Annotated in this window: 21 protein-coding genes; 11 read left to right on the plus strand and 10 right to left on the minus strand. The window is 69.8% G+C overall.

The genetic code is table 11. From position 1 onward, the window contains the following. The first annotated feature begins 98 nt into the window (after nucleotides 1-98). The 3 genes from ACIQVI_RS23230 (at nucleotide 99) to ACIQVI_RS23240 (ending at nucleotide 3244) form a co-directional block, all read left to right on the plus strand. Nucleotides 99-779 (plus strand): helix-turn-helix transcriptional regulator, encoded by a 681-nt coding sequence (locus tag ACIQVI_RS23230; RefSeq protein WP_351973811.1) that lies wholly within the window; start codon nucleotides 99-101, stop codon nucleotides 777-779. 49 nt (nucleotides 780-828) lie between these two features. After that, a complete protein-coding gene (locus tag ACIQVI_RS23235) occupies nucleotides 829-1911 on the plus strand; it encodes an inositol-3-phosphate synthase (protein WP_351973810.1) in 1083 nt (360 codons plus the stop codon). 73 nt (nucleotides 1912-1984) lie between these two features. Further along, nucleotides 1985-3244, plus strand: coding sequence for an MFS transporter (locus ACIQVI_RS23240; protein WP_403598942.1), 1260 nt, complete (start codon nucleotides 1985-1987; stop codon nucleotides 3242-3244). Nucleotides 3245-3333: 89 nt separating this feature from the next. On the opposite strand, the gene ACIQVI_RS23245 is transcribed toward ACIQVI_RS23240, so the two are convergent. Continuing rightward, nucleotides 3334-4800, minus strand: a complete 1467-nt coding sequence (locus ACIQVI_RS23245; RefSeq protein ID WP_403598945.1) for a CCA tRNA nucleotidyltransferase — start codon at nucleotides 4798-4800, stop codon at nucleotides 3334-3336. A 259-nt stretch (nucleotides 4801-5059) separates the two neighbouring features. Here ACIQVI_RS23245 and ACIQVI_RS23250 point away from each other — a divergent pair, with 259 nt between their 5' ends. The 7 genes from ACIQVI_RS23250 to trxA all read left to right on the plus strand — a co-directional run bounded on the left by ACIQVI_RS23250 (nucleotide 5060) and on the right by trxA (nucleotide 14757). Next, nucleotides 5060-7471, plus strand: a complete 2412-nt coding sequence (locus tag ACIQVI_RS23250) for a DUF6049 family protein (protein ID WP_403598948.1) — start codon at nucleotides 5060-5062, stop codon at nucleotides 7469-7471. Between the two features lie 45 nt (nucleotides 7472-7516). Continuing rightward, the gene (gene murJ / locus ACIQVI_RS23255) at nucleotides 7517-9793 is read left to right on the plus strand and encodes a murein biosynthesis integral membrane protein MurJ (RefSeq protein ID WP_351971894.1); all 2277 of its coding nucleotides are present in this window, start codon (nucleotides 7517-7519) and stop codon (nucleotides 9791-9793) included. A 117-nt stretch (nucleotides 9794-9910) separates the two neighbouring features. After that, entirely contained in the window at nucleotides 9911-11602 is a 1692-nt protein-coding gene (locus tag ACIQVI_RS23260) for a protein kinase family protein (RefSeq protein WP_383410638.1), read from the plus strand. After that, nucleotides 11599-12333 carry an RNA polymerase sigma factor SigM gene (gene sigM, locus ACIQVI_RS23265; RefSeq protein WP_403599762.1) on the plus strand — a complete coding sequence of 245 codons (735 nt, stop codon included), beginning with the start codon at nucleotides 11599-11601 and terminating at the stop codon, nucleotides 12331-12333. The genes ACIQVI_RS23260 and sigM overlap by 4 nt, the downstream gene beginning before the upstream one ends. Further along, entirely contained in the window at nucleotides 12330-13256 is a 927-nt protein-coding gene (locus ACIQVI_RS23270; RefSeq protein WP_403598953.1) for a hypothetical protein, read from the plus strand. Before sigM ends, ACIQVI_RS23270 begins: the two co-directional genes overlap by 4 nt. A 136-nt stretch (nucleotides 13257-13392) precedes the next feature. Next, nucleotides 13393-14376 (plus strand): thioredoxin-disulfide reductase, encoded by a 984-nt coding sequence (trxB, locus tag ACIQVI_RS23275; RefSeq protein WP_351973837.1) that lies wholly within the window; start codon nucleotides 13393-13395, stop codon nucleotides 14374-14376. Between the two features lie 48 nt (nucleotides 14377-14424). After that, a complete protein-coding gene (gene trxA / locus ACIQVI_RS23280) occupies nucleotides 14425-14757 on the plus strand; it encodes a thioredoxin (protein WP_403598957.1) in 333 nt (110 codons plus the stop codon). A 113-nt stretch (nucleotides 14758-14870) separates the two neighbouring features. On the opposite strand, the gene ACIQVI_RS23285 is transcribed toward trxA, so the two are convergent. From ACIQVI_RS23285 to rpmH, 9 genes are all read right to left on the minus strand, one after another. Then, nucleotides 14871-15488: a GNAT family N-acetyltransferase gene (locus ACIQVI_RS23285; protein WP_351973839.1), complete on the minus strand. Its 618-nt coding sequence runs from the start codon at nucleotides 15486-15488 to the stop codon at nucleotides 14871-14873. A 165-nt stretch (nucleotides 15489-15653) separates the two neighbouring features. Beyond that, nucleotides 15654-16553: a ParB/RepB/Spo0J family partition protein gene (locus ACIQVI_RS23290; RefSeq protein WP_351973840.1), complete on the minus strand. Its 900-nt coding sequence runs from the start codon at nucleotides 16551-16553 to the stop codon at nucleotides 15654-15656. A gap of 77 nt (nucleotides 16554-16630) precedes the next feature. Further along, nucleotides 16631-17725 (minus strand): ParA family protein, encoded by a 1095-nt coding sequence (locus ACIQVI_RS23295; RefSeq protein ID WP_403599765.1) that lies wholly within the window; start codon nucleotides 17723-17725, stop codon nucleotides 16631-16633. Between the two features lie 283 nt (nucleotides 17726-18008). Continuing rightward, complete coding sequence (rsmG, locus tag ACIQVI_RS23300; RefSeq protein ID WP_373682704.1) at nucleotides 18009-18749, minus strand: 16S rRNA (guanine(527)-N(7))-methyltransferase RsmG; 741 nt, start codon at nucleotides 18747-18749, stop codon at nucleotides 18009-18011. A 93-nt stretch (nucleotides 18750-18842) separates the two neighbouring features. Beyond that, nucleotides 18843-19355 (minus strand): R3H domain-containing nucleic acid-binding protein, encoded by a 513-nt coding sequence (locus ACIQVI_RS23305; RefSeq protein ID WP_121829134.1) that lies wholly within the window; start codon nucleotides 19353-19355, stop codon nucleotides 18843-18845. Between the two features lie 30 nt (nucleotides 19356-19385). Next, a complete protein-coding gene (gene yidC / locus ACIQVI_RS23310; RefSeq protein WP_403598962.1) occupies nucleotides 19386-20717 on the minus strand; it encodes a membrane protein insertase YidC in 1332 nt (443 codons plus the stop codon). 3 nt (nucleotides 20718-20720) lie between these two features. Beyond that, nucleotides 20721-21047 carry a membrane protein insertion efficiency factor YidD gene (gene yidD / locus ACIQVI_RS23315; protein ID WP_053640024.1) on the minus strand — a complete coding sequence of 109 codons (327 nt, stop codon included), beginning with the start codon at nucleotides 21045-21047 and terminating at the stop codon, nucleotides 20721-20723. Further along, nucleotides 21044-21415 (minus strand): ribonuclease P protein component, encoded by a 372-nt coding sequence (gene rnpA, locus ACIQVI_RS23320; protein WP_078489585.1) that lies wholly within the window; start codon nucleotides 21413-21415, stop codon nucleotides 21044-21046. Before rnpA ends, yidD begins: the two co-directional genes overlap by 4 nt. A 21-nt stretch (nucleotides 21416-21436) precedes the next feature. Continuing rightward, a complete protein-coding gene (gene rpmH, locus ACIQVI_RS23325; protein ID WP_015659252.1) occupies nucleotides 21437-21574 on the minus strand; it encodes a 50S ribosomal protein L34 in 138 nt (45 codons plus the stop codon). A gap of 397 nt (nucleotides 21575-21971) precedes the next feature. Between rpmH and dnaA the strand changes: the two genes are divergently transcribed. Next, nucleotides 21972-23753, plus strand: coding sequence for a chromosomal replication initiator protein DnaA (dnaA, locus tag ACIQVI_RS23330; RefSeq protein WP_351969776.1), 1782 nt, complete (start codon nucleotides 21972-21974; stop codon nucleotides 23751-23753). Nucleotides 23754-24681 lie beyond the last annotated feature (928 nt).

Here is a 24681-nt window from a genome sequence, read left to right on the forward strand (position 1 = left end):
GTCCACTTGTCGCCACAAGACAGCCGTTCTATCGTGCTGATGTATCGAGCCGATACATCAGCACGGCATAAGGGCACCGGCAGCGGAGGAGGCGACACATGAGCAGACGCTCCGGCATCCTCGAATTCGCCGTCCTCGGCCTCCTGCGGGAGGCCCCGATGCACGGATACGAGCTGCGGAAGCGGCTCAACACCTCGCTGGGCGTCTTCCGGGCCTTCAGCTACGGAACGCTGTACCCCTGCCTCAAGACGCTGGTCACGAACGGCTGGTTGATCGAGGAACCGGGCAGCGCCCCCGAGGACACCCTCGCCGCGTCGCTCGCGGGACGCCGGACCAAGATCGTCTACCGGCTGACCCCGGAAGGTAAGGAGCACTTCGAGGAGCTCCTCTCCCACACCGGGCCGGACTCCTGGGAGGACGAGCACTTCGCCGCCCGCTTCGCCTTCTTCGGGCAGACCGAGCGCGAGGTGCGGATGCGCGTCCTCGAAGGACGCCGCAGCCGGCTGGAGGAGCGTCTGGAGAAGATGCGCGCCTCCCTGGCCAGGACCCGCGAGCGCCTCGACGACTACACGCTTGAGCTGCAGCGCCACGGCATGGAGTCCGTGGAGCGCGAAGTGCGCTGGCTGAACGAGCTCATCGAGAGCGAGCGGGCGGGGCGGGACCGGCGGTCCGGCCCCGGAGCCGCCGCTCTGCACGACAACGATTCTGGAGAAACGGGCGGCCTGCCCCGGCACGGGGGCAGTACCCGGCCGGATCCGTCCGACGACACCACCACGTGAATCCCCGCACAGAGCAGGGCTTCACACGATCACACAGGGAGCAACCGGAATGGGTTCGGTTCGCGTAGCCATCGTCGGCGTGGGCAACTGCGCCGCCTCGCTGGTCCAGGGCGTCGAGTACTACAAGGACGCCGACCCGGCGACCAAGGTGCCCGGCCTGATGCACGTCCAGTTCGGCGAGTACCACGTCGGTGACGTCGAGTTCGTCGCCGCCTTCGACGTCGACGCGAAGAAGGTCGGCCTCGACCTCTCCGACGCCATCGGCGCCAGCGAGAACAACACCATCAAGATCTGCGACGTCCCGAGCAAGGGCGTCACGGTCCAGCGCGGCCACACCCTCGACGGTCTCGGCAAGTACTACCGCCAGACCATCGAGGAGTCCGCCGAGGAGCCGGTCGACGTCGTCCAGATCCTCAAGGACCGCCAGGTCGACGTTCTCGTCTGCTACCTGCCGGTGGGCTCCGAGGCTGCCGCGAAGTTCTACGCGCAGGCCGCCATCGACGCCAAGGTCGCCTTCGTCAACGCCCTCCCGGTCTTCATCGCCGGCACCAAGGAGTGGGCGGACAAGTTCACCGAGGCCGGTGTCCCGATCGTCGGCGACGACATCAAGTCGCAGGTCGGCGCGACCATCACGCACCGCGTGATGGCGAAGCTGTTCGAGGACCGCGGTGTCCGTCTCGAGCGCACCATGCAGCTCAACGTCGGCGGCAACATGGACTTCAAGAACATGCTGGAGCGCGAGCGCCTGGAGTCCAAGAAGATCTCCAAGACGCAGGCCGTCACCTCGCAGATCCCCGACCGCGAGCTGGGCGAGAAGAACGTCCACATCGGTCCGTCGGACTACGTGGCCTGGCTGGACGACCGCAAGTGGGCGTACGTGCGCCTCGAGGGCCGCGCCTTCGGTGACGTTCCGCTGAACCTGGAGTACAAGCTCGAGGTGTGGGACTCCCCGAACTCGGCCGGTGTCATCATCGACGCCCTGCGCGCCGCGAAGATCGCCAAGGACCGGGGCATCGGTGGCCCCATCCTCTCCGCATCGAGCTATTTTATGAAGTCCCCGCCGGTGCAGTACTTCGACGACGAGGCCTTCGCCAACGTCGAGAAGTTCATCAAGGGCGAGGTCGAGCGCTGAGCGCGCAGCACGCCTGACGATCGAGGGCCCCGGGCACTGCCCGGGGCCCTCCTCGTATGTGAGTCTTGCTGCCATGTCCGTCGTACGTGATCTGCGCGTACTCCTGCGCCTGACGAACTTCCGCCGCCTGCTCGCCGTCCGGCTGCTCTCCCAGTGCGCCGACGGCGTCTACCAGGTGGCCCTGGCCACGTACGTCGTCTTCTCCCCCGAGAAACAGACCTCCCCCACCGCGATCGCCTCCGCCATGGCGGTGCTCCTGCTCCCGTACTCGCTCGTGGGGCCCTTCGCCGGAGTGCTCCTCGACCGCTGGCAGCGCCGCCAGGTCTTCCTGTACGGGAACCTCCTGCGCGCCCTGCTCGCGTGCGGGACCGCGGTGCTCGTCCTCGCCTCCGTGCCCGACTGGCTCTTCTACGCCTCCGCGCTCTCCGTCACGGCCGTCAACCGCTTCGTCCTCGCGGGGCTCTCGGCCTCGCTCCCCCGCGTCGTCGACGACGAACGGCTGGTCGTGGCGAACTCGCTCTCCCCCACCGCCGGCACGCTCGCCGCGACCGTCGGAGGCGGTCTCGCCTTCGGCGTCCGCCTGCTCGCCGACGGCTCCGACGCGGCCGTGGTGGCCTTCGGCGCCGTCCTCTACCTCTGCGCCGCCCTCGCTTCCCTGCGGATGCCCCGGGAGCTCCTCGGGCCCGATCCGGAGCTGGTGCCGCAGCACCTCACCGCAGCCCTGCGGTCGACGGTCCGGGGACTGGGCGAAGGGCTGCGGCACCTCGCCGAGCGGCGGCCCGCGCTCCGGGCGCTCACCGCGGTGGGCCTCATACGGTTCTGCTACGGCGCCCTGCTCGTTACCGTGCTGATGCTCTGCCGCTACACCTGGAGCTCCACCGAGTCCGAGGGCCTCGCCCTCCTCGGCCTCGCCGTCGCCCTGTCGGGAGCGGGTTTCTTCGCCGCCGCGGTCCTCTCCCCGTGGGCGGTCCGGCGCTTCGGGCCCTTCGGCTGGATGACGGTGTGCACGGCGACGGCGGCCGTGCTCGAACCGGCGCTCGGCCTGACCTTCGCCCCCGTGCCCTTCCTCGTCGCCGCCTTCCTCCTCGGGCTCATCACCCAGGGATCCAAGATCGCGACGGACACGGTGGTGCAGACGTCCGTGGACGACGCCTACCGGGGCCGGGTCTTCTCGCTCTACGACGTGCTGTTCAACGTCGCCTTCGTCGGCGCGGCCGGGGTCGCGGCGCTGATGCTGCCGCCCGACGGCCGCTCCGCCCCACTGATCGTCCTGGTGGCCGTGGTCTACGGATCGATCGCCGTGGCTCTGCGCGGGGAACGTGCGAAGTGGTGATGTTTCACGTGAAACACCACCCCTCATCGAGCGTCCGGCGGGTGGGCCGCTGTTTCACGTGAAACAGCGGCCGGCCCGACGCGGACGGCTCAGCCCTGAGCCGCCCACCACTCCTTGAGCGCGGTGACGGCCTGGTCGTGCTCCATGGGCCCGTTCTCCAGCCGGAGCTCAAGGAGGAACTTGTACGCCTGGCCGATGGCCGGGCCGGGGCCGATGCCCAGGATCTCCTGGATCTGGTTGCCGTCGAGGTCGGGACGGATCGCGTCCAGCTCCTCCTGCTCCTGGAGCTGGGCGATGCGGTCCTCCAGGCCGTCGTAGGCGCGGGAGAGCGCGGCCGCCTTGCGCTTGTTGCGGGTGGTGCAGTCCGAGCGGGTCAGCTTGTGCAGACGCGAGAGCAGCGGGCCGGCGTCCCGCACGTAGCGCCGCACGGCCGAGTCGGTCCACTCGCCCGTCCCGTACCCGTGGAAGCGGAGGTGCAGCTCCACGAGGCGCGAGACGTCCTTGATCATCTCGTTGGAGTACTTGAGCGCGGTCATGCGCTTCTTGGTCATCTTCGCGCCCACGACTTCGTGGTGGTGGAAGGAGACCCGTCCGTCCTTCTCGAAGCGGCGGGTGCGCGGCTTGCCGATGTCGTGCAGCAGGGCCGCGATGCGCAGCACCAGGTCGGGGCCGTCCTCCTCCAGGTCGATCGCCTGGTCGAGCACGGTCAGCGAGTGCTCGTAGACGTCCTTGTGCCGGTGGTGTTCGTCGCTCTCCAGCCGCAGCGACGGCAGCTCGGGCAGCACGTGGTCGGCGAGGCTGGTGTCCACGAGGAGGCCGAGGCCCTTGCGCGGGTGTGCCGAGAGGAGGAGCTTGTTGAGCTCCTCGCGGATGCGCTCGGCGGAGACGATCTCGATCCGGCCGGACATCTCCGTCATGGCGGTGACGACCTCGGGGGCGACCTCGAAGTCCAGCTGCGCGGCGAACCGCGCGGCCCGCATCATGCGCAGCGGGTCGTCGGAGAAGGACTCCTCCGGCGTGCCGGGCGTGCGCAGCACCCGGGCGGCCAGGTCCTCCAGACCCCCGTAGGGGTCGATGAACTCCTTCTCGGGGAGGGCCACGGCCATGGCGTTGACGGTGAAGTCACGCCGGACGAGGTCCTCCTCGATCGAGTCGCCGTAGGACACCTCGGGCTTGCGCGAGGTCCGGTCGTACGCCTCCGAGCGGTACGTGGTGACCTCGATCTGGAAGCGCTGCACCGTGTCCCCGACGCGGGCGTCCTTCTGGCAGCCGACCGTCCCGAAGGCGATGCCGACCTCCCACACGGAGTCGGCCCACGGGCGGACGATCTTCAGCACGTCCTCGGGGCGGGCGTCGGTGGTGAAGTCCAGGTCGTTGCCGAGCCGGCCGAGCAGGGCGTCCCGTACCGAGCCGCCGACCAGCGCGAGGCTGAACCCGGCCTCCTGGAAGCGGCGGGCGAGGTCGTCGGCGGCAGGGGACACACGCAGCAGTTCACTGACCGCGCGGCGTTGCACCTGACTCAGTGCGGTGGGGGTCTCTTCGTTGGCGTTCGGCACAACAGAAAAGGGTACGTGCCCCGGCTCACCCCGACGTCCTCGTTTTCCCGGGGGCGGCCCGCCCGATTTCCCGGGGGCGGGACAGTCCGGCCTCCCCGGGGCGGAGCCGCCCGGACCCGTACGGCGTGGCCGGTTGAAGATCGCCTGGAGCAGTCCCCGGCACTTGCTCCCAGCGTGCCTCGTTACCATGCCTGGACACAGCAACCGGGAACCACCGACACCACTGGCACCAGAGACAACGACGAGGACGGGCGAACGCGTGGCCGAGGCGGCAGACATCAAGGGGACCGGTCCCTCACCTGCCCGCCGATGGCTGCGGCGCACACTCACCGTCGCCGTCGGGGCGCCGCTCCTCGCCGGTCTGCTCCAGGCTCCGGTCACCGCCTCTCCCGCGGCCGCCGCTCCCTCGGCGACCGCCGCCGTGGACGCCACCGGCTCGAAGACCGTCGATGTGTCGCTCGACACCCTGACCCCGAGCACGCCGGTCGAGGGGGACACCGTCACCGTCACCGGAACGGTGACCAACCGGGGCAAGAAGACCATCACCGACGCGGTCGTCGAACTGCGCGTCGGCCCCCGGATGTCCAGCCGCAGCGAGATCGAGCAGGTGACGGGGCGCACGGGCTACCGGGACGACAGCGACCCCGCTCCCGTGCGGGACGCCCCCACCGCCGAGGTCCCCGCGCTGGGCGCCGGCCTCAGCGCCGACTTCTCGATCTCCGTCCCGGTCTCCGACCTCGGACTCGACGAGGCGGGCGTCTACCAGCTCGGCGTCTCCCTCACCGGACAGACCTCGGACCGCCCCTACGGCCGGGTGCTGGGCATCGAGCGGACCTTCCTGCCGTACCAGCCCGAGGCCACCGAGAAGAAGATCCAGATCACCTACCTCTGGCCGCTGATCGCCTCGGCCCACGTCTCGGCCGAGACGGCCACGGACGACCAGCAGACCCCGGTCTTCGAGGACGACGCCCTGGCCGCCGAGCTGCGTCCCGGCGGGCGCCTCGACCAGATGGTCTCGCTGGGCAAGGACCTGCCGGTCACCTGGGTGATCGACCCGGACCTCCTCGCCACCGTCGACGCCATGGCGAACGGCTACCGCGTCAAGGACGGCTCCCTGCACGTCCCCGGCACGAACAAGGAGCTCGCCGAGCGGTGGCTGGGCGAGCTGGAGAAGGCGGTGCAGGGCCACAAGGTCGTCGCCCTCCCCTTCGCCGACCCCGACCTCGCCTCCCTGGCCCACCGCGGCAAGGACGTCCCCGGCTCCCTGGGGCACCTCCAGTCGGCGACCGCCCTCGCCGGGGTGACGGTCGAGACCGTCCTCCACGTGCAGCCCTCCACCGACTTCGCCTGGCCCGTCGACGGGGCCGTCGACCCCGCCATCGTGTCGGTGGCGACCTCGGCCGGCGCCGACAAGGTGATCGCCCGCAGCGACAGCGTCCGCGACGACCTCTCCTACACGCCCACGGCGGCCCGCCCCCTGGGCAACGGCAGCACCACGGCCGTGGTGAGCGACGCGCTCCTGTCCACCGCCTTCGAGGGCGACATGGTCCGCGCCGAGAGGTCCACGCTCGCCGTCCAGGAGTTCCTCTCCCAGTCGCTCGCGATCACCCTGGAGCAGCCGGAGAAGCAGCGGAGCGTCGTGGTCGCCCCCCAGCGGGTGCCCAGCGTCGCCCAGGCGCAGACCATGGCGACCGCCCTGCGCGGCCTCTCCGGCCGGCGCTGGAGCCAGCCGAGCGACCTCGTCGCGGCGGCCACGGCCAAGCCGGACCCGAACGCCTCCACCTCGGTGCCCGGCAGCTCGCGGTACCCGAAGAAGCTGCGCGACCGGGAGCTGCCGGTCCAGGCCTTCCGGGACATGAAGACCACCCGGGACGAGCTGAACGACTTCAAGGTCGTCCTGACGTTCCCGGACCGCGTCGTGACCCCGTTCGGCAACGCGATCAACCGCGAGATGTCGACGTCCTGGCGCGGTCAGACCAGGGCCGCCACGATCTACCGGGACAACGTCCAGGGCTATCTGCAGCGGCTCACCAAGGGCATCCAGCTGGTCGACAAGTCGGACCTCACGCTCTCCGGCCGCAGCGCGACGATCCCCGTGACCGTCCAGAACAAGCTGCTCCAGGGCGTGGACCACCTGGTGCTGCGCCTCACCTCCAACAACCGGAACCGGCTGGAGATCAACGGCGAGCGGGTCGCCGAGCTGCCCGTGAAGGTCGGCGCCGGACACAGCCAGTCGGTGAAGTTCGACGCCACGGCCAACGTCAACGGCCAGGTGCCGGTGACGGCCCAGCTCTACACCGAGGACGGCACCCCGTACGGGAAGCCGATGTCGTTCACCGTGAAGGTCTCCGAGATCACCCCCACGGTGATGCTGGTGATCGCCGGCGGTGTCCTCCTCCTCGTCCTCGCCGGCGTGCGGATGTACAGCCAGCGCAAGCGGCTGGCGGCCGCCCGGGCCGCCGAAGCCGAAGCGGCCGGGGAGACGGACGGGACAGGGGAGACCGAGGACGCCGAGAAGGCCGGAGAGACGGACGGGGCGGGAGCGGACGGGCCGGACGCGGAACCCGCGCGGGACGACGCGGACGGACCCGAGCAGCCGAGTGACCCGACACCGGACACCGGGCCCGAAAGCGGCGACCCGTCGGCCACGGGTGAGAAAGTGGACCGTTGAGCGATGTCGTGGCCGGTCGGCCGGGGACGATGAGGTGGGGTAACCATGAACGCGCCGTACGACGGTGACCGCGGCCAGGGCGCGGGCGGCACCGCGCCGTCCGGTGGGACGCCCGCGGCACCCTCAGGCCCCGGCCACCCGCCGGCGCCGGCCCCGCAGCAGGGCGGAGACCCCGCGCAGCACCCGCCCGGGCAGAACCCCTACGCGCAGGACCCATACGCACAGGGCTCCCCGGCGCAGGATCCTTACGCCCAGAACCCCTATGCCCAGGACCCCTACGTCCAGGACGCCTTCTCCCACGATCCGTACCGGGCGCAGGACCTCTCCGCGCAGGACCCGGTGACCGAGGCGCTCTACGACCGCGCCGCGCATCCGCCGCCGCCCCCCGGCACCTACCAGGACCCCCAGGCGCTCTACCAGCAGCCGGCCGTGCCCCCGCACGCCCCGGACCCCCGGGTGTGGGCGCAGACCCCGGCGCCGGAACCCGACGGCCCCTCGCGCCACCTGCCGTACGGCGACGACGCGCGCACGGTCCAGTTCACCGGCGTCGACGACCTGGTGACCCGGGCGAGCGAGGAGGCGCCCGAGCCGGACGCCTTCGCGCACCTCTACCGGGACCAGCAGGCGCCCGGCCAGGTGCCCCCGCCCACCCCGGAGCCGGACCCGCTGCCCGCGCCCGCCCCCAAGAAGACCGGCCGCGCCTCCGGACTGCTCAAGTCGAGCGCGGTGATGGCGGCCGGCACCCTGGTCTCCCGGCTGACCGGCTTCGTCCGCAGCCTGGTGATCACCGGAGCGCTCGGCGCGGCCCTGCTCGGCGACACCTTCACCATCGCCTACACCCTGCCGACGATGATCTACATCCTCACCGTCGGCGGCGGCCTCAACTCGGTCTTCGTCCCGCAGCTCGTCCGCTCGATGAAGAACGACGAGGACGGCGGCGAGGCCTTCGCCAACCGTCTGCTCACCCTGGTCATGGTGGCGCTCGCCGCGATCGTCGCACTGGCCGTCTTCGCCGCGCCGCTGCTGATCCGGCTGATGTCGAACACCATCGCCGACGACGCGGCGGCCAACAGCGTGGCCGTCACCTTCGCCCGCTACTGCCTGCCCACGATCTTCTTCATGGGCGTGCACGTGGTGATGGGGCAGATCCTCAACGCCCGCGGCAAGTTCGGCGCGATGATGTGGACCCCGGTCCTCAACAACATCGTCATGATCGTCACCTTCGGCCTGTTCATCTGGGTCTACGGCACCTCCGCCGAGTCCCAGATGGGCGTGCAGACCATCCCGGACGAGGGCATCCGCCTGCTCGGCATCGGCACCCTGCTCGGCCTCGTCGTCCAGGCCCTGGCGATGATCCCGTACCTGCGCGAGACGGGCTTCCGCTTCCGGCCCCGCTTCGACTGGAAGGGCCACGGGCTCGGCAAGACCGTCAAGCTCGCCAAGTGGACCGTCCTCTTCGTCCTCGCCAACCAGGCGGGCGTCCTGGTGGTCACCCAGCTCGCCACCGCCGCCGGCGAGGAGTCCGGGAAGAACGGCGCGGGCTTCCTCGCCTACTCGAACGCCCAGCTGATCTGGGGAATGCCGCAGGCCATCATCACGGTCTCCGTGATGGCCGCGCTGCTGCCGCGGATCTCCCGCGCCGCCCACGACGACGACCCGGGCGCCGTCCGCGACGACATCTCGCAGGGCCTCCGGAACTCGGCCGTCGCGATCGTCCCGGTCTCCTTCGCCTTCCTGGCGCTCGGCGTCCCGATGTGCACCCTGCTCTACGCCTCCAGCGGCATCGAGGCGGCCCAGGGCATGGGCTTCATCCTGATGGCCTTCGGCCTCGGCCTGATCCCCTACTCCGTCCAGTACGTCGTGCTCCGCGGCTTCTACGCCTACGAGGACACCCGGACGCCCTTCTACAACACGGTCATTGTCGCCGCCGTCAACGCGGCCGCCTCGGCGATCTGCTACGTCGTGCTGCCCGCCCAGTGGGCCGTCGTGGGCATGGCCGCCTCGTACGGCCTCGCCTACGCGGTCGGTGTCGGCGTCGCCTGGCGCCGGCTCCGCAACCGGCTGGGCGGCGACCTGGACGGCACCCACGTGCTGCGGACCTACGCCCGGCTCTGCATGGCCTCCGTGCCCGCCGCGATCGTCTCCGGCGCCGTCGGGTTCGGCCTCCTGAAGCTGCTCGGCGAGGGCGCGCTCGGTTCGCTCGTCGCCCTGATCGTCGGCGGGGCCGTGCTCCTCGGCGTCTTCTTCGTCGCGGCCAAGCGGATGCGGATCACGGAACTGAACACCCTGGTCGGCATGGTCCGCGGCCGCCTGGGACGCTGACCCGGAGGTCCCGCACAACCATCGGCGGGGACCGCGTGTCGTGCATAGCGTCCGACTGTGGGCACAATTGGCTTGGCTGTTGGATGTGGCGCAACGGATGGGGAGGCAGGAACGACGGTGGCGGAACGTAGCACGGCTGCCGTCGACGTGGCCGACAACAGCGGTGACGACCCGCTGACCGCCAAGGCGGACAAGGCCGCGACCGACGGGGTGGCGGAAGAACAGAAGACGGCGGAGAAAACCGCCGAGGCCACGGAGAACAAGGCGGTCGAACGACAGAGCGGTGAACAGCCCTCCCTCACGGCTCCGGAACTGCACAGCGGCCACAAACTGGCCCGGCGCTACCGGCTGGAGGAGTGCGTCACTCGTCTGGACGGCTTCAGCAGCTGGCGGGCCGTCGACGAGAAGCTCCGGCGTGCCGTCGGGGTCCATCTCCTGCCCGCCGACCACCCCCGGGCGCGTTCGGTCCTGGCCGCGGCCCGCTCCGCCGCCCTCCTCGGCGACCCCCGGTTCGTCCAGGTCCTCGACGCCGTCGAGGAGAACGACCTCGTGTACGTCGTGCACGAGTGGCTGCCCGATTCCGTCGAGCTGACCGCGCTGCTCGCGGCCGGCCCGCTGGAGGCCCACGACGCCTACCAGCTCGTCAGCCAGGTCTCCCAGGCCATGGCCGCCGCCCACCGCGAAGGCCTCTCCCACCTCCGGCTCACCCCCAGCGCGGTCCTGCGCAGCTCCACCGGCCAGTACCGGATCCGCGGCCTCGCGGTGAACGCCGCCCTGCGCGGCATCACCGCCGAGCGCCCGCAGCGCAGCGACACCGAGGCCATCGGCGCCCTGCTGTACGCCTCGCTCACCCAGCGCTGGCCGTACGAGAACGACGCCTACGGCCTCTCCGGGCTGCCCAAGGGCGTCGGACTGCTTCCCCCCGACCAGGTCCGTGCCGGCGTCCACCGGGGCCTCTCCGAGATCGCCATGCGCGCGCTCGCCAACGACGGGGCCACCGCCTCGCGCCAGGAGCCGCCCTGCACCACGCCGGACGAGCTGGCCAGGGCCGTCTCCTCGATGCCGCGCGTGAAGCCGCCGGAGCCCGAGTTCACCGCCCCGCCGGAGTACCAGCGCACGACGTACCAGCAGGGCACGTACGGGCGTCCGCAGCCGCACCCGGCGGCCACCCAGACGGTCGTCGTCCCCCCGCCCCCGCTCCAGAGCCGCACCGGCAAGGCGTTGAAGTGGGCCGTCTCGGCCCTGCTGATCACCGCCCTGGGCCTGGGCAGCTGGCAGATCGCCGACCGCCTCCTCGGCCCGAAGGAAACCTCCAAGACCCCGGACCCGACCCCGACGATCATCACCGACGAGAAGCCGGCCCCGCTCAAGCCGGTCGCCATCTCCTCGGCGCACGACTTCGACCCGCTGGGCGGCGGTGACGAGAAGCCCCAGGCCATACCGAGGGCCTACGACGGAGACCCCAGCACCTACTGGTACACCGACAGCTACTACAGCGCCCGTTTCGGAAACCTGAAGGCCGGCGTGGGCATGGTCCTCGACCTGGGCAAGGCCCAGAAGATCAGCTCGGTCGACCTGGCCTTCCTGGGAAATACCTCGGTGGAGCTGCGGACCGCCCCCGCGGACGCGGTGTCGGAGCCGACCATGCCCGGCCAGTTCACCACCCGGGCCTCCGGTTCCGGCAGCAACGTGACGCTGAAGACCACCGTCCCCGTCACCACCCGCTACGTTCTGATCTGGCTCACCGAGCTGCCCGCCAATGACGGGGGCTTCCGCGGCAAGCTGACGGAAATCAAGATCCTGGGCTGACGACCGCAGAGGGAGGGGGCTCACCGTTGGACGATCCGATAGACGAGGCCACCGACGACCGGGAGCTCCTGGCCCGTCACGTCGAGGGGGATCCCGACGCCTTCGGTGAGCTGGTGCGGCGGCATCGGGATCGGTTGTGGGCGGTGGCCCTGCGGACCCTGGGGGACCGCGAGGAGGCCGCTGACGCCGTTCAGGACGCCCTTCTCTCGGCCTTCCGGGCCGCCCACACCTTCCGCGGCCAGTCGGCCGTCACGACCTGGCTCCACCGGATCACGGTGAACGCCTGTCTCGACCGGGCGCGCAAGACCGCCTCCCGCAAGACCTCGCCCGTCAACGACGACGATCGTTTCGAGCAGCTCCTCGACCCCCACGAGTCCGCCGAGGCGCCCGTGGAGCGCCGGGACCTCCACCGCGAGGTCCTGGCCGCGCTCGCCTCGATTCCCGCCGACCAGCGGGCCGCCCTCGTCCTCGTCGACATGCAGGGATACCCGGTCGCGGAAGCAGCCCGTATCCTCGGCGTTCCCGCCGGAACCGTGAAGAGCCGCTGCGCGCGGGGCCGGGCCCGTCTCCTTCCGATGGTCACTCATCTGCGTACCGACACCGTGGGTAACGAGGCCGCCGAAGGGGGAAGGAACCGGACGCCGGGGACATCCGTCCCACCGGTGCCGGGGCCGACGGACACCGGACCGACTGATCCAGCTGCTGTGAAGGGCGGAGGTGGGCGCGCGTGACTTCCACGGCCGACAGGGCTGACACCACACAGCACCCGGACGTCTCGGAGATCTCCGACCTGGCCGAGGGACTGCTCTCGCCGTCCCGCTCCGCGGCCGTACGCCGGCACGTGGACGACTGTCCCCTCTGTGCCGACGTACGGTCCTCCCTGGAGGAGATCCGGAGCCTGCTCGGCACCCTACCCGGCCCGCCCCGGATGCCCGCCGAGATCGCGGGCCGGATCGACGCCGCCCTCGCCGCCGAGGCCCTCCTCGACGCCACCTCCCCGGACGGCGAGAGCGACACCCCTGTTTCACGTGAAACATCGCGCCCCTCCGTGGAGACACCGCCCTCCTCCCCGACCCCGGACCGCCCCTCCGGGCGTCCCCGTGCGGCCACCGGCCCGGGTCGCTCCAAGCGGCCCCGCCGCAGGATCGCCCTGCTCTCCACGATCGGCGCCGCCTTCGGTGCCGTGGTCCTCGGGACCAGCCTGTACCTCAGCCAGGCGGGCGGCACGGCCGGCGACGATGTGGCGACCGGCGCGAAGAAGGCCGATGCCGCCGTCACAGCCGCCGCCCCCTTCTCCGGATCACCGGTCGAGGAGAGGGTCCGGGACCTGCTGGTCCAGGACAGGACGCTGAGGACTCCTCAGGGCATCGGGCCCGAATCGATGTCCTCCGACACCGGGGCCGTGACGCCCCGGCGGAGCGGGGACGGCGCCGTGCCCGCCTGCGTCCTCGCCGGCACCGGCCGCACCGACACGGTGCTGGGCCACGAGCGGGGCGAGTACCGGGGGAAGCCCGCCTATCTGCTCGTCCTCCCGGACCCCACCGACACCACACGGGTACAGGCCTATGTGGTCGACGCCTCCTGCGCCGACCGGAAGGAGAGCGGGGCCCCCGCCGCCGAGGTGCTCCTCAGCGAGGACTATCCCCGCTCCTGACCCCTCTTCCCGTCCCGGTCACGTGCCGCGCGGCGGTCTCGGGAATGCACGCCCCTTAGGATCCGTTGGGTGGGGTGAGCGACCGAGACAACCGCCCCGTAGGCAGTGGCAGTCTGCAGAGACGAGGAAGAAACCCGTGAGCGACGTCCGTAACGTGATCATCATCGGCTCGGGGCCCGCGGGATACACCGCTGCGCTCTACACGGCCCGAGCGTCGCTGAAGCCTCTGGTCTTCGAGGGTGCGGTCACCGCCGGTGGCGCCCTGATGAACACGACCGAGGTCGAGAACTTCCCCGGCTTCCGCGACGGCATCATGGGCCCCGACCTCATGGACAACATGCGGGCGCAGGCCGAGCGCTTCGGTGCCGAGCTCGTCCCCGACGACGTCGTCGCCGTGGACCTGACCGGTGAGATCAAGACCGTCACCGACACCGCCGGCACCGTGCACCGCGCCAAGGCCGTCATCGTTACCACGGGCTCCCAGCACCGCAAGCTCGGCCTGCCCAACGAGGACGCCCTCTCCGGCCGCGGTGTCTCCTGGTGCGCCACCTGCGACGGGTTCTTCTTCAAGGACCAGGACATCGCCGTCGTCGGCGGCGGCGACACCGCGATCGAGGAGGCCACCTTCCTCTCGCGCTTCGCCAAGTCCGTCACGATCGTCCACCGCCGCGACACCCTGCGCGCTTCGAAGGCCATGCAGGATCGTGCCTTCGCCGACCCGAAGATCTCCTTCGCCTGGGACAGCGAGGTCACCACGATCCACGGCGAGCAGAAGCTCAGCGGTGTGACCCTGCGGGACACGAAGACTGGCGCGACCCGTGAGCTCCCGGTCACCGGCCTCTTCATCGCCGTGGGTCACGACCCCCGGACCGAGCTCTTCAAGGGCCAGCTGGAGCTGGACGACGAGGGCTACCTCAAGGTCGCCGCTCCCTCCACGCGCACGAACCTCCCGGGTGTCTTCGGCGCCGGTGACGTCGTCGACCACACCTACCGCCAGGCCATCACGGCCGCCGGTACCGGCTGCTCCGCCGCGCTCGACGCCGAGCGCTTCCTGGCCGCCCTCGCGGACACCGAGAAGGTGGCCGAGCCCGAGAAGCTGGCCGAGACCCCCGTCGTCTGACCCCCGTCTGTTCCCCTCCCACACCCCGCGAAGTTCAAGGAGGCCGCTGTGGCCCTGAAGTCTGTGACCGACGCCACCTTCGAAGAGGAAGTCCTCAAGAGCGACAAGCCCGTTCTGGTGGACTTCTGGGCCGAGTGGTGCGGCCCGTGCCGCCAGATCGCCCCGTCGCTCGAGGCGATCGCCGCCGAGCACGGTGAGATCGAGATCGTGAAGCTCAACATCGACCAGAACCCCGCCACGGCCGCCAAGTACGGCGTCATGTCCATCCCGACGCTGAACGTCTACCAGGGCGGCGAGGTCGTGAAGACCATCGTCGGCGCCAAGCCGAAGGCCGCCATCCTGCGCGACCTAGAGGGTTTCGTCGAGCCCACCAAGGCCTGACGCTCCTTCGCTGTTTCACGTGAAACGTTCGAACACGGGAACGTTTCACGTGAAACAGCAGCGGCCCGCTCCCTCGCCGGGGCGGGCCGTTCTCGTATCCGGGACTGGAAGGGCTAGAGGGGACGGAGAGCGGGCTCCTTCTGTACGGCTCCGAGCAGCCGGTCCAGGGCCATCTCGACGTCCTCCTTCCAGGAGAGCGTCGTCCTGAGATCCAGTCGCATCCGGGGGAAGGCGTGGTGCGGCCGGACGGTCTTGAAGCCCACCGCGAGCAGATGATCGGCCGGCAGTAAACAGGCCGGCTCCTTCCACCGGGCGTCCCCGAACGCCTCGATCGCCTTGAAGCCCCGTCTCAGCACGTCCTTGGCCACGGTCTGCACCATCACCCGGCCCAGCCCCTGGCCCTGGTAGTCCGGCATGATCCACGCCGTCATCAGTTGGACGGCGTCCGCCGCCACGGGGCTCGTCGGAAAGGCCGTCGAGCGCGGCACATAGGCCGGGGGAGCGTAGAGGACGTAGCCGACCGGCACCTCGTCGACGTAGACCACCCGTCCGCAGGAGCCCCACTCCAGGAGCACGGCCGAGATCCAGGACTCCTTCTCCGGCTCCGATCGCCCCGCCTTCACGGCGGCCTCGCCACTGACCGGGTCGAGCTCCCAGAAGACACAGGAGCGACATCGCTTGGGGAGATCCGGAAGGTTGTCCAGCGTGAGCGGTACGAGCCGACGCCCCACGGCTGTTCCTCGCTTCCCTCGCCTTCGCGTACGAATATGCCTCTCGGAATCGTATCGATCGGACGATCGCGAGAACACCGCTCACAGGCAAAGGGCGGGCCACGCTCCGGTGGAACCGGATCATGGCCCGCCCTCAGCCCCGTCGAAACGGGGGAAGCACGGGGGTCAGCCCTTGGCGCCCTGTTCGGCACCCTTCTGGTCCAGGACCCGGCCCTCGCCGGGAGCCAGGGTCGAGAGGATCCGCTCCAGGTCGTCCATGGAGGCGAACTCCACGACGATCTTGCCCTTCTTCTGTCCCAGGTCGACCTTCACCCGGGTCTCGAAGCGGTCCGAGAGGCGGGTGGCCAGGTCCGTGAGGGCGGGCGAGACCCGAGCGCCGGCACGCGGCTTCTTCGGCTTGACCGCACCGGTGGACTCCTCGGAGTCCATGAGGCTCACGATCTCCTCGACGGAACGCACCGAGAGGCCCTCGGAGACGATCCGGGCCGCCAGCTTGTCCTGGGCCTCCATGTCCTCCACACCGAGCAGGGCCCGGGCGTGGCCGGCGGAGAGGACCCCGGCGGCGACCCGGCGCTGCACCGGGGGAGAGAGGCGCAGCAGCCGCAGCGTGTTGGAGATCTGCGGACGGGAGCGTCCGATCCGGTCCGCGAGCTGGTCATGGGTGCAGCCGAAGTCCTTGAGCAGCTGCTCGTAGGCGTGCGCCTCTTCGATCGCGTTCAGCTGCGCCCGGTGAAGGTTCTCCAGGAGGGCGTCCAGGAGCATCTTCTCGTCGTCGGTCTCCCGGACGATCGCGGGGATCCGCTCCAGGCCCGCCGTCGTGGAGGCCCGCAGACGACGCTCACCCATGACGAGCTCGTAGCGGTCGCCGTCGACCTTGCGCACGACCACGGGCTGGAGCAGACCGACCTCCTTGATGGAGGTGACCAGCTCCGCGAGGGCGTCCTCGTCGAAGATCTGTCGCGGCTGGTGCCGGTTGGGCACGATGGCGTCGAGCGGGATCTCGGTGAAGTACGCCCCGGCGGGGGCCTGCGGCTCGGCCGCCTTCACGGCCTCGGCCCAGGCCACCGCCGATTCGGGAGACGGAGCGCTCTGCGGGATCAGCGAACCGAGCCCACGCGGCCCCAATCCCCTACGTCGCTCACTCACTGAATTCCCTCCGACATGCTGCGCTGATGGTTCTGGTGCCCCACACGTGCGTGCTGGGCGTCATAGTTCACGGTGACGCCCCGAAGGGCGATCTCACGAGCCGCTTCGATGTACGACAGAGCACCGCTGGAGCCCGGATCGTACGTGATCACCGTCTGGCCGTAGCTCGGAGCCTCCGAGATGCGGACGGAGCGGGGGATGCTGGTGCGCAGCACCTCTTCGCCGAAGTGGGTGCGCACCTCCTCGGCGACCTGGGAGGCGAGCCTCGTCCGGCCGTCGTACATGGTGAGCAGGATGGTCGAGACGTGGAGCGTGGGGTTGAGGTGCCCACGGACCAGGTCGACGTTCTTCAGGAGCTGACCGAGGCCTTCGAGGGCGTAGTACTCACACTGGATCGGGATCAGCACTTCGGCCCCCGCCACCAGGGCGTTGACCGAGAGGAGTCCGAGCGAGGGCGGGCAGTCGATCAGGATGTAGTCCAGCGGCTGCTCATAGGCCTGGATCGCCCGCTGGAGACGGCTCTCGCGCGCCACCAGCGACACCAGCTCGATCTCCGCACCGGCGAGATCGATGGTGGCGGGGGCACAGAAGAGGCCTTCCACGTCCAGGACGGGCTGCACCACTTCGGAGAGCGGCCGGCTGTCCACCAGGACGTCGTAGATCGAGGGGACGCTGGCGTGGTGGTCGATGCCGAGCGCCGTGGAGGCGTTGCCCTGCGGGTCCAGGTCGATGACCAGGACACGGGCGCCGTGCAGGGCGAGGGAGGCGGCGAGGTTGACCGTCGTGGTCGTCTTGCCCACGCCGCCCTTCTGGTTGGCCACCACCATGACGCGAGTCTGGGCCGGGCGAGGAAGCCCCTCACCGGCACGTCCCAGGGCCTCTACTGCCAGCTGGGCAGCACGGCCGATGGGGGTGTCGTCCATGGGGGGCGGCGTTTCCATGGGAGGCGATGTTTCACGTGAAACATCGCCTCCCGCCGATTCGGTTCGGGGACCGGGGACCGGATCGGTCATCGGTCCCGCGATGTTGGCGTCGGACCGCAAGGATTCACTCTCCTCGACTTCGGGCTCGCGATGAGGAGAGCCTGCCATGCTTTCGGGGTCGCGAACCAGCGAGGTCGGTGGTTCTGTGGATGAATCCACCTCTGTGGACATCTCCGTAACCCTCGCGGGTGGATTCACGCGAGGCCTACGGTCCCGGGGTGTGGCGGCCGCACGACCGCGACTGATGATCCCCTGCAGCAGTGAGCGATGTTTCACGTGAAACACCATGCCCGTGCTGCTCCGCCGGGACCGGTCGACACTCCGAAATGGGACGTATGCGACGCCCGGCGGCGTCAGTGTCGTCCTGTGATCCCCTGTCGACGGCGTCCCGTCAGCGGCGCCGACGGGTCTTGCTCGTCCGGGCGGCCTTGGCCCGCTTGGCCGCGAACCGCACACCACCGGGGCTCTCGCCGACCTCCACCCGGACGACCGTGGACAGGGGATCCACGATCCCCTCACCCACCTGGAGCACCGAGGTCTCCACCACGCCGAGGCGGGAGAGGGCGGCACGAGCGCCGTCGATCTCCTCCTGCGCGGTGTCGCCCTTGAGCGCCAGCATCTCTCCGTACGGACGCAGCAGGGGAACGCCCCAGCCGGCCAGCCGGTCCAGCGGAGCCACCGCGCGCGCGGTCACCACGTGTACGGGGGTGATCTTGCCGAGCATCTCCTCCGCGCGCCCCCGGACCACGGTGACGTGGTCGAGGCCGAGCAGTTCGACGACCTCCTGGAGGAAGTTCGTGCGGCGCAGCAGCGGTTCCAGGAGCGTGATCTTCAGGTCCGGCCGGACCAGGGCCAGGGGAATGCCGGGCAGACCGGCCCCCGAGCCGACGTCGCAGACGGTGACGCCCTCGGGGACGACCTCCGAGAGGACGGCGCAGTTCAGCAGATGGCGTTCCCAGAGCCTCGGGACCTCGCGCGGACCGATCAGACCGCGCTTCACGCCCGCGTCCGCTAGGAGCTCGGCGTACCGCACGGCCTCCGGGAAGTACTCACCGAAGACTGTCCGTGCCTGCTCCGGCGCCTCGGCGAGCTCCGCTGCCTCCGTCACGGGAACCGTCCTTCCGTACCGCACGCATGACGTGCGAGCGCACTGTGGTGGCTGACTATCAGGCTGACAAAGATCGGCCCCGCCTGCGAACAGACGGGGCCGAGACTACGTGAGGGGTCAGGCCGGGAGCACGACGACGAAGCGCTGCGGCTCCTCGCCCTCGGACTCGCTGCGCAGACCGGCGGCGGCGATCGCGTCGTGGACGACCTTGCGCTCGAACGGCGTCATCGGGTCGAGCTTGACCGGCTGGCCGCCGGCCTTCACCTCGGCCGCGGCCTTGGCACCCAGCTCGGCGAGCTCGGAGCGCTTCTTGGCCCGGAAGCCGGCGATGTCGAGCATCAGGCGGCTGCGGTCCCCGGTCTCCCGGTGCACGGCCAGGCGGGTCAGCTCCTGGAGCGCCTCCAGGACCTCGCCGTCGCGGCCGACGAGCTTCTGGAGGTCACGGCTGCTGGAGTCGCTGATGATCGAGACCGCTGCCCGGTCCGCCTCGACGTCCATGTCGATGTCGCCGTCGAGGTCGGCGATGTCGAGCAGGCCTTCGAGGTAGTCGGCCGCGATCTCGCCCTCCTGCTCCAGGCGGGTCAGGGTGTCGCCACCCTCGGCGGCGGCGGAGGTGGTGCCTTCCGTCACGGACGGGCTCCTTCTTGCGTCGGGGGAGGCTTACTTCTTGGAGGACGGGTGCTTGGGCCGCTGCTGGCCCTTGCGCTGGCCGGTCTTGCCCTGCTGGCGGGAACCACCGGAGTTGGCACGGCTCGGGCGCGCGGGCTTGTCGCCCTGGGCCTCGCCCTTCGCGTCGGCGGCCTCGGAAGCACCGGTCTTGGCCAGGCCCTGGGGCTTCTTCTCGAGCGAGGGGGCCGCCTTCTCGGCGGTCGGCTCGGATTCGCCCTCGGTGTCCTTGGCCAGGCTCTGCTGGACCGCGGCGGCCTGGCGCTGGGCCTTGGTCTGGCGCTTGGGCTGCTGGCGCTTGGCGGCGGCACCGCCCTCGGCCTCGGCCGCGATGGTGTCGCTCTTGACCACGGTGCCGTCGGCCTGGGCGGCGAAGCCGGCCTTGGCGAGGCCTCCGAAGAAGCGGCGCTCGTTCTCGTTGCGGTCGCTGCCCTTGGCGACGACGATCTTGACGACGCTCTTCCGGCGACGGCCGCGGACCTCACCGTGGTGGGTGATGCTCTTGAGCAGGCGCTGGAGGTAGGCGTCCTGGGCCTTGCTGCCCGGCGTCGGGTTCTGGTTGATCACGTACATCTGCTGGCCCATGGTCCACACGTTGGTGGTCAGCCAGTAGACGAGGACGCCGACGGGGAAGTTGATGCCCATGACGGCGAAGATCACCGGGAAGATGTACATGAGCATCTTCTGCTGCTGCATGTACGGGGTCTTCACCGAGAGGTCGACGTTCTTCATCATCAGCTGGCGCTGGGTGAAGAACTGCGAGGCCGACATCATGATGATCATGATCGCGGTGACGATGCGGACGTCGGTCAGCGAGGCGTTGAGGGCCTCGACCTTCTCCGGGGTGTCCATGAACTTCGCGGCGATCGGGGCGCCGAAGATGTGGGCCTGCCGGGCGCTGTCGACCAGCGTCTGGTTCATGGCGCCGATTTCCTTGCCCGACGCGATGTTGGACAGCACGTGGTAGAGGGCGAAGAAGAACGGCGACTGGGCCAGGATGGGAAGGCACGAGGAGAGCGGGTTGGTGCCCGTCTCCTTGTACAGCTTCATCATCTCTTCGGACTGACGCTGCTTGTCGCTCTTGTAGCGCTCCTGGATGGCCTTCATCTTCGGCTGGAGCGCCTGCATGTTCCGCGTCGACTTGATCTGCTTCACGAAGAGCGGGATCAGACAGATGCGGATCAGGACCACGAGGGACACGATGGACAGACCCCAGGCCCAACCGGTGTCGGGGCCGAAGATCGCTCCGTACACCTTGTGGAACTGGACGATGACCCAGGAAACGGGCCAGGTGATGAAGCTGAACAGACTGGCAATCGTGTCCACTAATCAGGCTCCTTGAGCATTGGGCGAGGTCTCTGCGGCCGGGCTCGTCTCGGCGGTGGACCCGCCCTTGTCGCCGCGCAACGCGTTCCTCAGCATTTCGTGCCAGCGGGGGCGCTTCCTCGGGGGAACGTGGTCCACACCGCCGGGCGACCACGGGTTGCACCGCAGGATGCGCCAGGCGGTCAGGGCCGTGCCCTTGATCGCGCCGTGCCGGTCGATGGCCGTGAATCCGTAGCGGGAACACGACGGGTAGTACCGGCAGACGGGGCCCAGCAGGGGGCTGATCGTCCACTGGTACAGCTTGATGAGAGCCAGCAGCGGGTACTTCATCGCGTGCCCCCTCCCAGGAGCCGCTGAAGAGCGGCGTCCAGGTCTCGGGCCAGCTGTGCGTGATCGGCGTCGCCGGCTCCGGGCAACGCCCGTACCACCACCAGGCTACCGGGGGGCAGGGCGGAGAGGCGGTCGCGGACGAGGTGACGCAGACGACGCTTCACCTGGTTGCGTACGACCGCACCGCCCACGGCCTTGCTCACGACGAAACCCGCACGCGTCGGGGGAGCGCTCTCCCCAGGCGCGTGCGGGTCCGTTGCACCGCTGCGTAGGTGGACGACGAGGAGCGGGCGACCGGCCCGGCGCCCTCGGCGTACCGCGGTTGCGAAGTCCTCGCGCCGCCTCAGCCGATTCTCGGTAGGCAGCACGTCATGACCTGTTTAAGTGGATCAGGCGGACAGGCTCGCGCGACCCTTGGCACGGCGGTTCGCCAGGATGGCGCGGCCGGCACGGGTGCGCATGCGCAGGCGGAAGCCGTGGGTCTTCGCGCGACGACGGTTGTTCGGCTGGAAGGTGCGCTTGCTCACTCGGGGGCTCCAGAAATGATTCGGGTGGTGGCGGGACATCGCCTGGCTGTCACCGTGCGCCCACGAGTAGCTCGCAATACGCCCGAGTGCACCGCTTCGTGATCACGGAGAGTGATCTTTGCCCATCGGAGGCAGGCGGCAGCAGCCATCGACAACTCGACCTGGTTACGGTACGCGCGGCTACGCCATCCGGTCAAACCGACCTGTCGCCACCCCCCATTGTGCACAGGCTGTGGACAACAACTTGAACCGCGTCAGTCCGCCCGACTACCGTGGGCGGACTCCACAATCTTTTCCGTTCTGTCCTCACCTGTCCTCAACGGGCCGGTCTTCCGGACTTCGATCCACCGTCCCCCGAGAACCACACCTTCGTGGGACCTGCGAGAAAGCGTGCCCTGTGGCTGACGTACCTGCCGATCTTGCCGCAGTGTGGCCGCGGGTCCTCGAACAGCTCCTCGCCGAGGGCCAGCAGGGGATCGAGCCCAAGGACAAGCAGTGGATCGAGCGCTGCCAGCCGCTCGCCCTGGTCGCCGACACGGCCCTCCTGGCCGTGCCCAACGAGTGGGGCAAGCGCGTCCTGGAGGGCCGGCTCGCCCCGCTGATCAGCGAGACCCTCAGCCGCGAGTGCGGCCGGCCGATCCGGATCGCGATCACCGTCGACGACTCCGTCGGCGAGCAGGCGCCGCCCGCACCCACCGTGCCGCAGCCGCAGCAGCCCCGCTACGACGAGCGCGACCGGTCCGACTCGTACGACAAGTACGACGGCTACGGGCACCGGCCGATGTCCGACGACGGGCTGCCGACCGCGCGCCCGGCCTATCCGGACTACCAGCAGCCGCAGCGGCCCGACCCCGGTTCCTGGCCGCGCACCCAGGAGGACCTCTCCTGGCAGCAGCCGCGCCTCGGCGGCTACCAGGAGCGGGCGCCGTACACCGGGCCCGAGCAGTCCCGGCAGACGCGCTACGACGAGCCCCCCCACGGCTACGAGCAGCAGCGGCCCGAGCGCGCCGAGCTGCCCGACCCGCCGAGCCACTCCGCGCGCCCCGGCCCCCGCCCGGGCGGCGGTCCGGTGCCCGGCCCCGGGGGCGTCCACGGCTCCTCGTCCTCCGGCTCCTCCGGGCAGGGCTCCGGCGCGCCGGGCGAGCAGCACGCGCGGCTGAACCCGCGGTACCTCTTCGACACCTTCGTGATCGGTTCCTCGAACCGGTTCGCGCACGCGGCCGCGGTCGCGGTGGCCGAGGCGCCGGCGAAGGCGTACAACCCCCTCTTCATCTACGGGGAGTCGGGGCTCGGCAAGACCCATCTGCTGCACGCGATCGGACACTACGCGCGGAGCCTCTACCCGGGCACGCGCGTGCGGTACGTGAGCTCCGAGGAGTTCACCAACGAGTTCATCAACTCGATCCGTGACGGCAAGGGCGACACCTTCCGCAAGCGCTACCGCGACGTGGACATCCTGCTCGTCGACGACATCCAGTTCCTGGCGAGCAAGGAGTCGACGCAGGAGGAGTTCTTCCACACCTTCAACACCCTGCACAACGCGAACAAGCAGATCGTGCTCTCCTCGGACCGGCCGCCCCGGCAGCTGGTGACCCTGGAGGACCGGCTCCGCAACCGCTTCGAATGGGGCCTCACCACCGACGTGCAGCCGCCGGAGCTGGAGACGCGCATCGCGATCCTCCGCAAGAAGGCGGTGCAGGAGCAGCTCAACGCCCCTCCGGAGGTACTGGAGTTCATCGCCTCGCGGATCTCGCGGAACATCCGCGAGCTGGAGGGCGCGCTGATCCGGGTGACGGCCTTCGCGAGCCTCAACCGGCAGCCGGTCGACCTCGGGCTGACCGAGGTGGTCCTCAAGGACCTGATCCCCGGCGGTGAGGACAGCGCGCCGGAGATCACCGCTCCCGCGATCATGGCGGCCACCGCGGACTACTTCGGCCTGACGGTGGAGGACCTCTGCGGATCCTCGCGCAGCCGCGTCCTGGTGACGGCCCGCCAGATCGCCATGTACCTGTGCCGCGAGCTGACGGACCTGTCGCTGCCGAAGATCGGCGCGCAGTTCGGCGGCCGGGACCACACGACGGTGATGCACGCGGACCGGAAGATCCGGGCCCTGATGGCGGAGCGGCGCTCCATCTACAACCAGGTCACCGAGCTGACCAACCGCATCAAGAACGGCTGACACGACGCGCTCCACGGGCGCCCCGGGACTCTTCCCGGGGCGCCCTTAGGCGTTCCCGGGGGCTCTCAGCAGGCGGCCCGGTGCCGTGTCTCCAGGGCTGTCCCCAGGGCTGTCCCCAGGGCCGTTCGCGGTGCCGTTCGGGCTCTCCCGGCGGCCGAAGCAGGCTCCGCGGGCGTTGAACACAGGCTGGGGACGGGCCGGCGGCGAGGCGGCCCTGTTCGATTGCGCCGTTCCGCTGGCGGGTTCTCCACAGATTGCGGGATGATCACCCGTCCACAGGGTGGGGACTGCGAAGTTATCCGGATTTTGTCCACAGGGCTGGCTGGTGACAGGGCATCACCCCAGTTCAGACCCTTGGGGAATTGTTGGCAAACGTTATCCACAGGTTGTGGACGGAACTTTCGTCCACAGGGTGCCTCGACGGTTGTCCACCGGCCGCCCACAGGGGACGGTCTGTTGCCCACAGCTTCTCCACAGCGCTGTCCACTGTTCGGCAACGAAACACCCGTCCTCACCTCGAAGAGTGAAAGCCGTCACACCAAGGGAGACGATTGGCCTGTGGGGAACCTGGGTAAAGCTGGGGACAGCGCTGGGGAGAACTCCCTGTGTCCTGTGTATGGGGTGTGCAGAACTTTCGGGTGTCCACAGAGACCCCCGGTTTTCCACTGGTTCCGCCCACAGGCACGGTGGACAAAAAACTGGGTCTGACCTGCACGGACGGGGTTATCCACCGTTTCCACAGGCCCTACTACTACTCCCACCTAGAGTTAGCTCGGAATCCGCTTTGAAGCAGGGCCTGTGCACAACTCGGCGCCGGAGCTCCGACCGCCCCTCGTCCCGACTTGACCCCGAGCAGCACCGAGTGTCGGCGGCGTACGTCAGACTGGTTCCCGCAGTCGACGAAGAGCCAGCAACAAGCAGGAGGCGG

The sequence above is a fragment of the Streptomyces sp. NPDC098101 genome (assembly GCF_044760185.1).
Taxonomy (GTDB): domain Bacteria; phylum Actinomycetota; class Actinomycetes; order Streptomycetales; family Streptomycetaceae; genus Streptomyces.